This window comes from Pseudomonas sp. JV241A (genome assembly GCF_900275665.1).
GTDB classification, from domain to species: Bacteria; Pseudomonadota; Gammaproteobacteria; order Pseudomonadales; family Pseudomonadaceae; genus Aquipseudomonas; species Aquipseudomonas wadenswilerensis.
This window is the reverse complement of record NZ_OPYO01000010.1, coordinates 153,434-166,163: the sequence shown is the minus strand read 5'-3', so window position 1 is coordinate 166,163 and position 12,730 is coordinate 153,434. Positions and strand designations below refer to the sequence as shown.

Genomic DNA, 12,730 nt, shown 5'->3' with positions numbered 1-12,730 from the left:
TCTGCAGGCCTGATTCATACCGCAACACAGTAATCGCCGGCAACGCCGGCTCCCACAAGGGCCTGATTTGTGGGAGCCGGCGTTGCCGGCGATGGGCTGCAAGGCAGCCCGCCTTCAAACACCCTCGCGCAATACCGACGCCGGCAACGCCTCACCGCGCTCGACACAAGCAGCCACCGCCGCAATCATCCCCTCCAGCTGATACCCCTGCCCGCTCAACCAGTCCTGGTCATAGTACGTGGTCGCATAGCGATCGCCGCCATCACACAGTATTGCCACGATCGACCCGGCCTCCCCCGCCGCGCGCATTTGCTGCGCCGCTGCCAGGGCGCCAATCAGGTTGGTGCCGCTGGAACCGCCAACACGCCGTCCCAGGCGCTGGGCCAGGTAATGCATGGCCGCCAGGGACAGGGCGTCCGGCACCTTGACCATGGCATCGATCACCTGCGGCAGGAACGAAGCCTCCACTCGTGGCCGGCCGATGCCTTCAATGCGCGAACCGCAGTCCAGGCGCAGGGAACGGTCACCCGTCTTGTAGCAGTCGAAAAACACCGAGCGCTCGGCATCGGCGCACAGCACCCGAGTGACGTGCTGGCGATAGCGCACATAGCGGCCTAACGTAGCGGTGGTACCGCCCGTGCCCGGGCTGGAAATCAGCCAGCTCGGCTCCGGGAACTGCTCGAAGCGCATCTGGGCAAAGATCGACTCGGCGATGTTGTTGTTCGCCCGCCAATCGGTAGCGCGTTCGGCATAGGTGAACTGGTCCATGAAGTGCCCGCCACTTTCCCGGGCCAGACGCTCGGACTCTGCGTAGATCTGCGTCGGGTCCTGCACCAGATGGCTCTGGCCACCGTAGAAGGCAATCTGGGCGATCTTCTCCTGCGATGTGCTGGCAGGTACCACGGCAATGAAAGGCAGCCCGAGCAAGCGCGCAAAGTAAGCTTCGGAGATGGCTGTCGAGCCACTGGACGCCTCGATCACTGGCGCGCCCGGGCGCAACCAGCCATTACACAGGGCATAAAGAAACAACGACCGCGCCAGCCGGTGCTTGAGACTGCCGGTGGGGTGGCTCGACTCATCCTTGAAATACAGCTCGACCTCGGGAAAGCCTGGCAGCGGCAGCGGGATCAGGTGAGTGTCGGCGCTACGCTGGAAGTCCGCTTCGATAATACGGATGGCTTCACGAGCCCACTGGCGGTGATCGTTCATGGTCGATTCTCGGGCAAAAAGGTCGAAGTTCTGCAGAACATGTTAGGAAAATTCTGATAATTCCTACAGATACAGCCACGGTGAATTATCGACTACAACTGCTAGGCTGCAGGGCGTGAGTTGGTTACAGCTTATAACAAAAAAGAATATAGTTTTTGTTTTAAAGAATATCACCACAGGGTAGGGTGTGCCCCTATCAGAACCTTCAGGATGGAGAGCGCCCTTGCCCCTGCGTAGCACTTTCACACGTTTCTTTCAGTTGGAAGCTGCCAGCGGTCTATTACTGATTGCTGCAGCTGCCCTGGCCCTGATCATCAACAACTCGCCGCTGTCGTACCTGTACAACGGCCTGCTGGATGTTCCCGTGGTCGCCCAGATTGGCGCGCTGAAAATCGCCAAACCCTTGCTTTTGTGGATCAACGACGGGCTGATGGCCCTGTTCTTCCTGCTGATCGGCCTTGAGGTCAAGCGCGAAGTGGTCGACGGGCACTTGTCCAAGCCCTCGCAAATCGTCCTGCCCGGTGCTGCCGCCATCGGCGGCATGGTGGTGCCGGCGCTGATCTACTGGTTCCTCAACAAGGACAACCCGGCCGCCGTTGCGGGTTGGGCCATCCCCATGGCCACCGACATCGCCTTCGCCCTCGGCGTGCTGGCCCTGCTGGGCAAACGCGTACCGGTTTCGCTCAAGCTGTTTTTGATGACCCTGGCGATCATCGACGACCTGGGTGCGATCATCGTCATTGCCCTGTTCTACTCCGGCACGCTGTCGAGTCTCTCGCTTGGCCTGGCGGCAGCCTGCCTGCTGGTGCTGATCGCGATGAACCGCATGGGCGTGGTCAAGCTTGGTCCGTACATGGTGGTTGGCCTGATTCTCTGGGTCTGCGTACTCAAGAGTGGCGTGCACGCCACGCTGGCCGGGGTCACCCTGGCACTGTGCATCCCGCTGCGGACGAAAAACGCCGAGCCCTCGCCGCTGCTGAGCCTGGAGCATGCCCTGCACCCCTGGGTCGCGTATGGCATCCTGCCGTTGTTCGCCTTTGCCAACGCCGGTGTGTCGCTGTCCGGCGTCAGCCTCGAAAGCTTCACCCATCACGTGCCGATGGGCATCGCCGTGGGCCTGCTGCTGGGTAAAACCCTCGGGGTGTTCGGCTTCGCCTGGGTGATGATCAAGGCCGGCATGGCCGCCTTGCCCGCGGGTGCCAACTGGGGCCAGGTACTGGGGGTGGCAATTCTCTGCGGCATCGGCTTTACCATGAGCCTGTTCGTCGGCTCCCTGGCCTTCGTACCGGGCAGCAGCGAGTACGCCGGCATGGACCGCATGGGTATTCTTACCGGCTCCATCCTCGCCGCGCTGATTGGCTATGGCATCACCGCGCTGTCGAGTCGCAAGCCCGTCACGGCCTGAGCCTCAAGGCAATAAAAAACCCCGACCGGCATTGCCGAGTCGGGGTTTTTAATGGGGGGGCAAAACTCAGTGAGTGACGCGGCTGGTGCCGTCGACCGTCATGATCCGCACACGCTCGCCTACGCGGAAAATCTCGTTCTGCTGCACTGCCTGCACGTAGGCACGCATGCTGCCGTCGTCTTCACGCACGGTGATTTCCACGCCCTGGGTGCGGGTCAGGCCTTCTTCAGCCGCGGAGCCTGCCAGGCCACCGGCCACGGCACCGATCACGGCGGCAACGATACTGCCGCGACCACCACCCACCGCGCTACCGGCGACGCCACCGACGATTGCACCAGCGCCACCGCCGATCGGGGTTTTGGTACCTTCGATTTTCACCGGACGCAGCGACTCGATGGTGCCCATGCGCACGGTCTGCACACGACGCGCTTCATCACGGGAGTACGAATCGCCGGTCAGGCTCGAGGCACAACCACCAAGCAGCAGCGACATTGTGGTGAAGCTTGCCACCAGCAGAACAGATTTACGCATTGGATGATCTCCGTAAGACAGATGCTCATTAGACTCCGCGCATTGACGACTGTCACGACACATGCGGGGTAAAATTGCTTCCATTCAGCTTCCGTACAGCCTGTGCTATCGGGGCAGCCTGTAGAAACTTCTAGCGCAAGGATAGACATGGATTACTTCATCGTCGTCATCACCACCGTGGCAGGCCTGTACTTCCACTGGTGGATCTACGTTCGCATCAAGCGCTGGATGGACCGTGACCTGGCCTTGTCGCTGGCCGGCCAGGACGAAGGCAAGAAGGCCTTCATGCTACAACGTCTGGACAGCGCCAAGGCGCAAAAGGTCAAACGCAGTGAACTGGCGGCCTGGCTGGAACGCGAGGCCGCCGGTTACCAGGCCGATTAAGGCGCGAGGCGCTCACGCAGCCAGTTGCCCTGCTGCAAGCGGTAGTTGAGACGATCGTGCAGGCGGCTGGCGCGGCCCTGCCAGAACTCGATGCGCTCGGGCAGCAGGCGATAGCCGCCCCAGTGCTCCGGGCAGTGTGGCTGACTTTCGCTGAAGCGCTGCTGGGTGGACTTGACCAGCCCTTCGAGCTCCGCGCGATCGGCGATCACCTGGCTTTGTGGCGAAGCCCAGGCCCCCAGGCGGCTGCCCAGCGGGCGCACCTGGTAATACTCGTCCGATTCCTGCGAGGTGACCTTGACCACCTTGCCTTCGATACGTACCTGGCGTTCCAGTGCCGGCCAGAAGAAGGTCATGGCCGCGAAGGGGTTGGCCAGCAATTGCTGGCCTTTGGCGCTTTCGTAGTTGGTGAAGAAGGTGAAGCCCTGCTCGTCCAAGCCCTTGAGCAGGACGATGCGGCAATGCGGACGGCCGTCGGCGTCCACCGTGGCCAGGGTCATGGCATTGGCTTCCACCGGTGGCTGCTCGGTTTTCAGGGCATCATTGAACCATTGACGAAACAACCCGAACGGTTGCTCCGGGGCCTGGGCTTCAGTCAGGCCGTCACGGGTATAATCGCGGCGCATATCGGCCAGGGACTGGGTCATTACTGCGTTCCTTGACGATCAGTTGGTCTTCGCAGGGCTGGTGTTGGCAGCAACTTTTTTCGCCGCCGGTGCCGCAGCCTTTTTCGCTGCGGGCTTGGCCGCAGGCTTCTTGGCAGCAGCCTTGGCCGGTGCGGCCTTCTTGGCTGCAGTGGCCTTTTTCGCCGGGGCCTTGGCCGCAGGCTTGGCAGCCGGTTTCGCTGCGGCCTTGGCCGGAGCCTTGGCATCCTGCACGGCAACCAGTTCGGCCGGGCTCGGGGTTGGCTGCTTGTATTTGGCCAGCAAGGCGACCATGGTGTTTTGCGGCGTCAGCACCAGTTCGACGCGGCGGTTCAGCGAACGGCCTTCAAGGCTGTCGTTGGCTGCACGCGGCATTTCCGAGCCCATGCCGCGCAGCATCAGGCGATCGCGCTCCAGGCCGCTGAGGCGGAAGATGGCGGCTACCGACTGGGCGCGCTCCTGGCTGAGCTTGGTGTTGGCTGCGGCGACACCACTGGTGTCGGCATGGCCAAGCACCAGTACCGCGGTCTGCTTGTCGGTCTCGACGGCCTTGGCCACACGGGTGATCGGGCCGAGGGTGACCGGCAGAAGCATGGCCGGACGATCCGGGTTGTAGGAGCTGTCTACCGGTACGGTAACTACCAGCACGTCTTCACGGCGCTCGACTTCGAACTTGCTGTCCTTGATGGCTTCGCGCAGCTTCGGCTCATAGCTGTCCAGCCAGGCCTGGGTGGCTTTGTGGTCGATTTTCGGCACGGCAGCGACCTTGCCCTTGTCACCCTCGCCAAACGGCCACCACCAGCGGCTGGCGCTTTCCGACTTGGCGTCGGCCTTGGCGACTTTTTCGGTTACCACTTCCTTAACTTCCTTGTCGACGACCTGGTCCGAGCCAAACGGCCACCAGTTGAAGCCGGCATCAGCGGCCCCGTCCTTCTGAGGATGCTGCGCGCAGCCGGTGACGGCCAGGCACAGGGCGAGAGCTAAGGATTTATGCGAAGACATCAGCGATACACCATGAAAATGAAAGAAATTTGGCCCAGCAATGCAGGGCTTTGGAATTCAGAATAGTCAAAGGGTTCAGGCAGCATCGGGGTTAACCGATCAAAGGCAGCGGGCCAATACCCGTACCAGCTTCTGCGCCCGGGGATCCATGAGCACATAAGGGCCCAGGGTATTGGTAACAAAGCCAAAGGAAACATCATGTTCCGGATCGGCAAAACCTACCGAGCCGCCCGCCCCCGGATGACCGAAGGCGCGCGCGCCCAGACCAAAGGTAGCGTTGGCAACGCTTGGCTGGTCGAGCATGCAGCCCAGACCAAAACGAGTCTGGGTCAGCAAGGTCTGATCCTGACCGAAGCTGTGTTCCCGGGTCAGCTCATCCAGCAGTTCCGACTCCAGCAGGCTGCCATCGAGCAGGCCGGCATAGAAACCGGCGAGGCTGCGGGCGTTGCCGTGGCCATTGGCCGCCGGTTGCTGCATGCGCCGCCACTCCGGTTTGTTGACACTGGTGAGCATCCCTGGCGGGTTGGTGAAGGCGCGGGTCGACAAGGCCTGTGGCTCGCGCAGGGTCACCTGCAGCAGGCGCTTAGCCGCCTCGTCACCCATGTTGCCTTTGCCGCGGGCGATATGCGCGACGCGGTGGAACTCTGCTTCGGCCAGGCCTATATGAAAGTCCAGGCCCAGCGGCCTGGCCGTGCGTGCAACGATCGACTCGCCAGGTTCACGGCCATCGGCACGGCGGATCAACTCGCCGATCAGCCAGCCAAAGGTGATGGCGGCGTAACCGTGGGCGGTACCCGGCGTCCACCAGGGCGATTCGCCAGCCAGCGCCTGGACCATGGTTTGCCAGTCGTAGAGGGCTTCGGCCGGCATCATCTCGCGCAAGGCCGGGACACCGGCGCGATGGCTGAGCAACTGGCGCAGGGTAACCGACTGTTTGTCGGCCTGGGCGAATTCCGGCCAGTAGCGCGCCACCGGCACATCCAGGGCCAACTTGCCCTCGCCCACCAGTTGCAGGGCGGTCACGGCGGTGAACATCTTGGTGCAGGAAAACAGGTTGGCAATGGTGTCGCTGTGCCAGGCCTCGGCCCCGTCTTTATCGGCGCTGCCGGCCCAGAGGTCGATGACGGTTTCGCCGCCGACCTGGATGCACAATGCCGCGCCACGCTCCTGAGGATCGTCGAACAGCGCCGCAAAGGCTTCACGCACCGCTTCGAACTTTAGCTCGTAATGACCCTGAATCTGCACCCAGCAACTCCCCGCGAAACCGGCTTCTCAAAATGGCGTGCATTGTTTCAGCCTGCGCACGATTTGGGAACAGACAGAAGCCGGGCGGTCCATGCCAGGCGGCTGGGGTCAGGGGGTCGTGGGCGCTTTTTCTGTGACACTAAGCGTTTTGCCGAACTGTTCCTGAGTCTGCAGGTTGCTCTTGCGCACACCGTCGACAAAGCCCTGGAATGGCACATCGGTAATACCGACCAGGCCGAAGTGGCCGTTCTCGCCATCGATCAGACGCCCGCTGGCCGGCTGATCGAGGTACTGGAACCAGTGCACGCCGACAATCGACGGCTCATCCAGCGCCGCCTTGACGAAGCTGGCATAGGCCGGCGCCCTGCCCTCTTCCTTGGCCACTTCCATCGGCCCCGGCCAGAACGGGCCACGGTCACGGGAGCCGAACTGGAACTCGGAGACCAGCACCGGTTTGTCCAGCGCCTTGAGCTGGTTGAAGTCGTAACCGTCCTGAGGCTTGGGCGTGTAGAAGTTAAAGCTGATGACGTCGCAGTACTCGGCACAGGCGGCGACTGCTTCCGGAGTACTCACGGCATAACGGCCACCCAGCAGCAGGTGGTTGGGCGCATGCCATTTCAGTGAGTCGGCAATGGTCTTGAAATAGGTTTCGGCGAAGACCTTCTGGAAGTACTTGAAGTCGGCTTCGATCTCTGGGTGTTCCGGGCTTGGCAGCGGCGGCTCGAAACCCGGGTCTTCCATCAGCTCCCAGGCTGGCAGGTCGATGCCCCAGGCCTTGGACAGGCCAGCCTGGTTGCGGTACTTGTCGCGCAATTGCTTGAGGAAGGCACGCTTGGCCGGCACGTCGGTGGTCAGGCGCAAGGTGCCGTAAGCCAGGGCGTAGCGCGCTTTGGGGTCATCACCGGGGGCAGCCCAGGCCAGTTCGTTGTCGGCAAAGTAACCGATCAGCCAGGGATCGTCGCGGTGGTCGCGGGCGGCAATCGCCACCGCACGCTCGGTGGCCATGGCAAAGCGCGGGTCGAACGGGTCGGGCATGCCGCCCCACCAGTCCATGCCGGTGCTGATGCTGGTGTAATCGCCGACGATCGACAGCGGCAAGGTATAGGGCATGCGGCTGGCCTGGCCCAGCGACGGCTCGCTCCAGTTGCCCAGGGTATTGAAGCCCCAGGCCTGCAGGCGGTCGAGGCTATGACCCTGCCAGCGTTGCTTGTCGAAGCTGGCTGCCGGGCACTCGACCGCCGGAGCCTTTTCGCTGGCCGCGATCGGCGTGCACGGCGTGCCATGGCTGCGCTCGATATTGGCGGCATAAAAGTCGAACCAGCGCCCCTGGTTGAAGTTGCGGCCACGGGCCGAGCCATTGCCGTCGTTGTTGTTGCCTTCACCGTAGAACTGCGCCAGCGCTTCGCCGGCTTGAGGTAGCGCACTGAACATGGTTTCGCGCCCGGCCACATAGGTGCGGCCACCGTCGGCGGCCACGGTGTTGACGCCCAGGGAATAGAACGGGTGCCCTTCCGGGGTCACCAGGTACCAGCGGCCATCGCGTTTTTCAGTGCGAAAGAAGCCCTTGGCCTCGAACGCCGGGCCATCGCTGATGCCGCCGAACTTGTCCAGCTTGAGCTTGCTGCGCTCGCCCAGCCAGCCCTTGAGCTGCTGCTGTTCACGGCTGGCAGCGGCCTTGAGCTGATCGTCGCTGACGATCTTTTCCGGCCAGCGGCCGCGGGTGGACTGGCCATAGCCGTCGATCAAACCGGTGTACACGGCCTTCTGCAGTTGGTCGTCATCCTGGGTGCCGACGCGCTCGATGAGGATACTCTGGGCGACGTTGGGTTTGTTCATCGACAAGGTCACCGACACCACCTGCTTGAGATCAACCTCGCCGGCACTGCTGGTCAGCAGCACCCGCTGGCCTTCATGCACCCACGGCATCGGCGGCCCGGCACGCATGCCCTGGCTTAACGGCGAACTGGCCTTGAGCGGCACGTAAACGGTTTGCGCCGGGCCCGCCGGCAGGTCGATGCGGCTGGTGAGGGTCTTGCCGTCGCTGCTTTGCACCGTCACATCGACGGTCAGCGCCCAGTCCATGGCGCTTTGCAGGCGCAGGGTCAGGGCCGTGGCGCTGGACCAGTCCCAGGCCCCGGCTTGCGGGCTCAGGCGTAGTTTTGGCTGCTGCACCGGGTTGAACACCACCCGGCGCAGCACCTCGCCCTCGGCCGTCTGCTCTGCGTTGTACTGCGGCAGGCTGGCATCTTCGGTCACCACATTGACCACGGCGGCCGGGCGAACGAAGCTGAACAGCGTCTGTTGCCCGGCCAGCAGCGGCGTGCTGAACAACAGTGCGAATACGGCAGGCAAGGTACGGCGAATCATAGGGCTGGAGCTCTCCTTGAGGGCCCATGGGGCCTTGAACTGAGTGATAGACAACGCCCGGAGCATTGCGCTCCGGGTTTCAGGAAATTTCTCTGCGAAACGGTGGCAACGCATTGAGAATAGCCTTGCCGTAGCGCTGGGTGACCACGCGCCGATCAAGCAGGGTGATGGTGCCGCGATCCTCTTCGGTGCGCAGCAGGCGCCCGCAGGCCTGGATCAGCCGCAGCGAGGCATCCGGCACGGCAATCTCCATGAACGGATTGCCGCCTCGGGCCTCGATCCATTCGGCCAGGGCGGCCTCGACCGGATCATCCGGCACGGCGAATGGGATCTTGGCAATTACCACGTGCTCGCAATAGGCACCCGGCAGGTCGACGCCTTCGGCGAAACTGGCCAGGCCGAACAGCACGCTGGAATCACCGCCATCGACCCGCGCCTTGTGCTTGTTGAGGGTTTCCTGCTTGGACAGGTTGCCCTGGATGAACACCTGCTTGCGCCAGTCGCGATCCAGGCCGTCGAACACGTCCTGCATCTGCTTGCGCGAGGAAAACAGCACCAGCGAACCGCGCGAACCTTCCACCAGCTCCGGCAGGTCGCGGATGATCGCCGCCGTGTGGGCGGCGGCATCACGCGGGTCTGCGCGCAGGTCCGGCACTCGCAACACACCGGCATCGACGTGATGGAACGGGCTCGGCACGACGCTGGTGACCGCAGTTTTTGGTAGCCCGGCACGCATGCGGAAGCGATCGAACTTGCCCAGCGCAGTCAGGGTGGCCGAAGTCACCAGGGCGCCGTGGGCGACGTTCCACAAGTTGCGCCGGAGCATTTCGGCGGCGAGGATCGGGCTGGCATTGACCTCGATATCGAACAAGGCGCCGCTTTCGGCCAGGGTCAGCCAGCGGGCCATGGGCGGGCTGTCTTCCGGGTCTTCGGCAGTGAAAGCGGTCCACAGCTCCCAGTTGCCCTGGGCGCGCATCAACAGGCTGCCGAACAGCGGGTACCATTCTTCGGCCTGATGGCTGGCAATACCGATGTTGACCTCGCCATCCATGCCTTCCTTGAGCAGCTCGGTCAGACGGGTGAACAAGTCGTTCAGTCGCGAGAAGCCCTTCTTCAGCTCGATGCCCATCTCCCGCATGTGCTCGGGCACCACGCCGCCTTCGAAGCGATGGCGGGGCCGCTCGCGGCCTTCCGTGTCTTCGCCTGGGCGGAAATCGGCGACCTGTTCACAGGCGCTGAACATGAACTGCTGCTGGGCCTTGATCTCCCGAGCCAGTTCCGGCACCTGCTCGATCAGCTTGCCCAGGTCACCCGGCAGCGGGTGCTGGGCGAGTAGTTTGGTCAGGTTCTTGGCGGTCTGCTCGAGCCAGTCGGCGGTCGAGCGCAGCCGGGTGTAATGGGCGAAGTGGCCGATGGCCTTGTCGGGCAGGTGGTGGCCTTCGTCGAACACATAAATGGTGTCGCGCGGGTCCGGCAGCACGGCGCCACCACCCAGGGCCAGGTCGGCCAGGACCATGTCATGGTTGGTAACGATCACGTCGACCTTGCCCATGCCTTCACGGGCCTTGTAGAAGGTGCATTGGCCGAAGTTCGGACAATGGCGCCCGGTGCACTGGCTGTGGTCGGTGGTCAGGCGCGCCCAGTCCTGGTCTTCCAGGGCCTGGGGCCAGCTGTCCCGGTCGCCATCCCAGCGGTTGCCGGCAAGTTTCTCGATCATGCTGGTGAACAGCTTCTGGCTGGCCTCATCGACCTCGATCCTGAAGCCTTCTTCTTCGAACAGCTGAGCGGTAGCCGATTGTGCCTGGCCTTCCTGCAACAGCACGTCGAGTTTCGACAGGCACAGGTAGCGGCCCCGACCCTTGGCCAGGGCGAAGCTGAAGTTCAGGCCACTGTTGCGCATCAGGTCGGGCAGGTCCTTGAAGACGATCTGCTCCTGCAGGGCAACCGTGGCGGTGGCGATCACCAGGCGCTTGCCGGCCGCCTTGGCCGCCGGGATCGAGGCCAGGCTGTAGGCAACCGTCTTGCCGGTACCGGTACCGGCCTCGACTGCGACCACGGCCGGCTCACCGACGCGCCGACCTTCGTCGTCGCAGTCGATATCGCCAAGCACCTTGGCCACTTCGGCAATCATCAGGCGCTGGCCATAGCGGGGCTTGAGGCTCTTGGCTTCGAGAAAACGCGAATAGGCGCCCTGAATCGTGGTTTTGAGTTCGTTGCTGATCATGGTTTCGGGGCGCCCGAAGGGCTGGATAAATTTTCAGTGTTTCGATTGGGTCGCTATCATACCCCGCTATTGCCCTTTGCGCCGAATGGAGATCCCGATGCCCGTCTTTGCCCTGTCTTATAGCCTGCATGTTCTGGCCGCCCTGGTGTGGGTAGGCGGGATGTTCTTCGCCTGGCTGGTCCTGCGCCCGGCGGCGGTTGCAGCCCTGGACGGTCCCGCTCGTCTGCGCCTTTGGGTGGAAGTGTTTCAGCGTTTTTTCGTGTGGGTGTGGATGGCAATTGCGCTGTTGGCGATCAGCGGAATGCTCATGATCAACACGCGTTTTGCCAGCTTCGAAACGACACCGCGCCATGTCCAGGTGATGATCGGCGGCGGCATCGCGATGTTCGCCCTGTTCTTTCGTATCCAGTCGTTGCTGTACCCGGAGTTGCGCAAGGCGGTGCAGGCCGAAGACTGGCCTGCGGGCGCGGCGGCAATGGCGAAGATTCGGCGGATGGTCGGGATCAACCTGATGCTGGGGATTGCGGTGGTGCTGTCGGGTGGGGTGTTGTGGTGAATTGAAGGCCGGGGGGCTGCTACGCAGCCCATCGCCGGCAAGGCCGGCTCCCACAGGGTCGGCGTATTTTTTACAGGCGCTGCAAAATCAACTCCCCTGCCGCCCCGACCGAGCCCGGCTGACCCGCTGCCCCAGGCTTACCCGCAGCGCCGCCCGCCGTGCTGTAAACCAGACAACCCTTGCTCGCGCCACCAGCACCCGGCTTGCCCGCTGCCCCTGCGACGCCTGGCGCACCACCCTCTAGCTGCACCACTATGCGCTCGGCGGGGAAACCTGCCGGTAGCGCCAGCCGTACCCGGCCACCAGGCGCGCCATCATGGCCATTGCCACCGTTGTCGCCATTAGCCCCGCGGCTGGCCTGGCCCCAGGTACAGCCACCGGGCTTGCCGTTGGCGCCATCGAGGCCGACGTACCCCGGAGCACCGGCTCCGCCACGGGCATCAATTGCCAAAGTCGACGCCTGCAGCTCATGCAACTGCAACTCCAGGTTGCGTCCGGCCTTTGCCGCCTTTTCATACGTACCCGGCGCACCATGGGCGACAATCTGGCTGCCCTCGCCCAAACTGGCCCGGCTCACTTCGATCTGCAGGGTGGTCTCTGCCGGCACGATGGCAATCCGCGCCTCTTGGCCCAGGTGCAACTCATCGACCTTGAGATCGACCAGGCTGGCGGGCAACAACAGGGTGGCGGAATCAGCAACGTCCAGGCGCTGCAAGTGCACGACGCTGGACTTGTTTGGCAAGCGCAGCACCGAGTGGGCGGCCACGCTGATGGCATCGGCCAGGGCCAGGGGGCTGAACAACGCGGCCAGAATGATCAATTTACGCATGAGCAGCTTCCTTGCGGGGTGCCGGAATTGAAAGAACATGAAAAATACCGACCAGCAGGATCTGCAAGCGATCGAACCAACGGTGGCTGCGCTCGCGCAAGCAACCATTGAACATCAACACTTCCAGCAGGTGCAGGCCAAGCAGGGCAGCACCGGCGGCATTGATCAGCAGGTGGAAGGGGTGCTCCAGCGGGATCAGCAGATTCACCAGTACCACCCACCAGAACACCACGGTAAGGGCCTTGGCCAACCCCAGTAAGCCTTGCATAGGCGCCCCCTGTTGTTATTTTTCACAGGCGATGCCAGGTATGCTGGCATCGCCTGCAACAGTAACGGC

Annotated in this window: 12 protein-coding genes; 3 read left to right on the top strand and 9 right to left on the bottom strand. The window is 63.1% G+C overall.

Going from position 1 to position 12,730, the window contains the following annotated elements; translation table 11 throughout:
* Positions 1 to 114 precede the first annotated feature (114 nt).
* Positions 115 to 1,209, bottom strand: a complete 1,095-nt coding sequence (locus JV241A_RS05840) for a PLP-dependent cysteine synthase family protein (protein WP_115085659.1) — start codon at positions 1,207 to 1,209, stop codon at positions 115 to 117.
* Positions 1,210 to 1,432: 223 nt separating this feature from the next.
* Here JV241A_RS05840 and nhaA point away from each other — a divergent pair, with 223 nt between their 5' ends.
* A complete protein-coding gene (gene nhaA, locus JV241A_RS05835) occupies positions 1,433 to 2,614 on the top strand; it encodes a Na+/H+ antiporter NhaA (RefSeq protein ID WP_115085658.1) in 1,182 nt (393 codons plus the stop codon).
* Between the two features lie 66 nt (positions 2,615 to 2,680).
* Here nhaA and JV241A_RS05830 read toward each other — a convergent pair whose 3' ends face one another.
* Complete coding sequence (locus tag JV241A_RS05830; protein WP_010221079.1) at positions 2,681 to 3,145, bottom strand: glycine zipper 2TM domain-containing protein; 465 nt, start codon at positions 3,143 to 3,145, stop codon at positions 2,681 to 2,683.
* A gap of 147 nt (positions 3,146 to 3,292) precedes the next feature.
* Between JV241A_RS05830 and JV241A_RS05825 the strand changes: the two genes are divergently transcribed.
* Positions 3,293 to 3,529 carry a hypothetical protein gene (locus tag JV241A_RS05825; RefSeq protein ID WP_038999159.1) on the top strand — a complete coding sequence of 79 codons (237 nt, stop codon included), beginning with the start codon at positions 3,293 to 3,295 and terminating at the stop codon, positions 3,527 to 3,529.
* Here the strand turns inward: JV241A_RS05825 and pdxH are convergent.
* From pdxH to dinG, 5 genes are all read right to left on the bottom strand, one after another.
* Positions 3,526 to 4,173, bottom strand: a complete 648-nt coding sequence (pdxH, locus tag JV241A_RS05820; RefSeq protein ID WP_115085657.1) for a pyridoxamine 5'-phosphate oxidase — start codon at positions 4,171 to 4,173, stop codon at positions 3,526 to 3,528. The two genes, JV241A_RS05825 and pdxH, sit on opposite strands and share 4 nt — an antisense overlap.
* 18 nt (positions 4,174 to 4,191) lie before the next feature.
* Complete coding sequence (locus JV241A_RS05815) at positions 4,192 to 5,172, bottom strand: OmpA family protein (RefSeq protein WP_115085656.1); 981 nt, start codon at positions 5,170 to 5,172, stop codon at positions 4,192 to 4,194.
* A gap of 99 nt (positions 5,173 to 5,271) precedes the next feature.
* Positions 5,272 to 6,417: a serine hydrolase domain-containing protein gene (locus JV241A_RS05810; protein WP_134061551.1), complete on the bottom strand. Its 1,146-nt coding sequence runs from the start codon at positions 6,415 to 6,417 to the stop codon at positions 5,272 to 5,274.
* Positions 6,418 to 6,525: 108 nt separating this feature from the next.
* Positions 6,526 to 8,784: a beta-galactosidase gene (locus JV241A_RS05805; protein ID WP_134061550.1), complete on the bottom strand. Its 2,259-nt coding sequence runs from the start codon at positions 8,782 to 8,784 to the stop codon at positions 6,526 to 6,528.
* A gap of 79 nt (positions 8,785 to 8,863) precedes the next feature.
* Positions 8,864 to 11,008 (bottom strand): ATP-dependent DNA helicase DinG, encoded by a 2,145-nt coding sequence (dinG, locus tag JV241A_RS05800; protein WP_115085653.1) that lies wholly within the window; start codon positions 11,006 to 11,008, stop codon positions 8,864 to 8,866.
* 97 nt (positions 11,009 to 11,105) lie between these two features.
* Here dinG and JV241A_RS05795 point away from each other — a divergent pair, with 97 nt between their 5' ends.
* The gene (locus JV241A_RS05795) at positions 11,106 to 11,564 is read left to right on the top strand and encodes a CopD family protein (RefSeq protein WP_115085652.1); all 459 of its coding nucleotides are present in this window, start codon (positions 11,106 to 11,108) and stop codon (positions 11,562 to 11,564) included.
* A gap of 70 nt (positions 11,565 to 11,634) precedes the next feature.
* Here JV241A_RS05795 and JV241A_RS05790 read toward each other — a convergent pair whose 3' ends face one another.
* The gene (locus JV241A_RS05790; RefSeq protein ID WP_134061549.1) at positions 11,635 to 12,393 is read right to left on the bottom strand and encodes a collagen-like protein; all 759 of its coding nucleotides are present in this window, start codon (positions 12,391 to 12,393) and stop codon (positions 11,635 to 11,637) included.
* The gene (locus tag JV241A_RS05785) at positions 12,386 to 12,661 is read right to left on the bottom strand and encodes a DUF1145 domain-containing protein (protein WP_038999146.1); all 276 of its coding nucleotides are present in this window, start codon (positions 12,659 to 12,661) and stop codon (positions 12,386 to 12,388) included. The genes JV241A_RS05790 and JV241A_RS05785 overlap by 8 nt, the downstream gene beginning before the upstream one ends.
* Between the last annotated feature and the right edge of the window lie 69 nt (positions 12,662 to 12,730).

What these genes read in the sequence shown, in the direction of transcription:
- JV241A_RS05790 (WP_134061549.1), bottom strand. Translation starts at nt 12,393, where the DNA reads ATGCGTAAATTGATCATTCTGGCCGCGTTGTTCAGCCCCCTGGCCCTG.
- JV241A_RS05805 (WP_134061550.1), bottom strand. Translation starts at nt 8,784, where the DNA reads ATGATTCGCCGTACCTTGCCTGCCGTATTCGCACTGTTGTTCAGCACG.
- dinG (WP_115085653.1), bottom strand. Translation starts at nt 11,008, where the DNA reads ATGATCAGCAACGAACTCAAAACCACGATTCAGGGCGCCTATTCGCGT.
- pdxH (WP_115085657.1), bottom strand. Translation starts at nt 4,173, where the DNA reads ATGACCCAGTCCCTGGCCGATATGCGCCGCGATTATACCCGTGACGGC.
- JV241A_RS05825 (WP_038999159.1), top strand. Translation starts at nt 3,293, where the DNA reads ATGGATTACTTCATCGTCGTCATCACCACCGTGGCAGGCCTGTACTTC.
- JV241A_RS05830 (WP_010221079.1), bottom strand. Translation starts at nt 3,145, where the DNA reads ATGCGTAAATCTGTTCTGCTGGTGGCAAGCTTCACCACAATGTCGCTG.
- JV241A_RS05785 (WP_038999146.1), bottom strand. Translation starts at nt 12,661, where the DNA reads ATGCAAGGCTTACTGGGGTTGGCCAAGGCCCTTACCGTGGTGTTCTGG.
- JV241A_RS05795 (WP_115085652.1), top strand. Translation starts at nt 11,106, where the DNA reads ATGCCCGTCTTTGCCCTGTCTTATAGCCTGCATGTTCTGGCCGCCCTG.
- JV241A_RS05840 (WP_115085659.1), bottom strand. Translation starts at nt 1,209, where the DNA reads ATGAACGATCACCGCCAGTGGGCTCGTGAAGCCATCCGTATTATCGAA.
- JV241A_RS05815 (WP_115085656.1), bottom strand. Translation starts at nt 5,172, where the DNA reads ATGTCTTCGCATAAATCCTTAGCTCTCGCCCTGTGCCTGGCCGTCACC.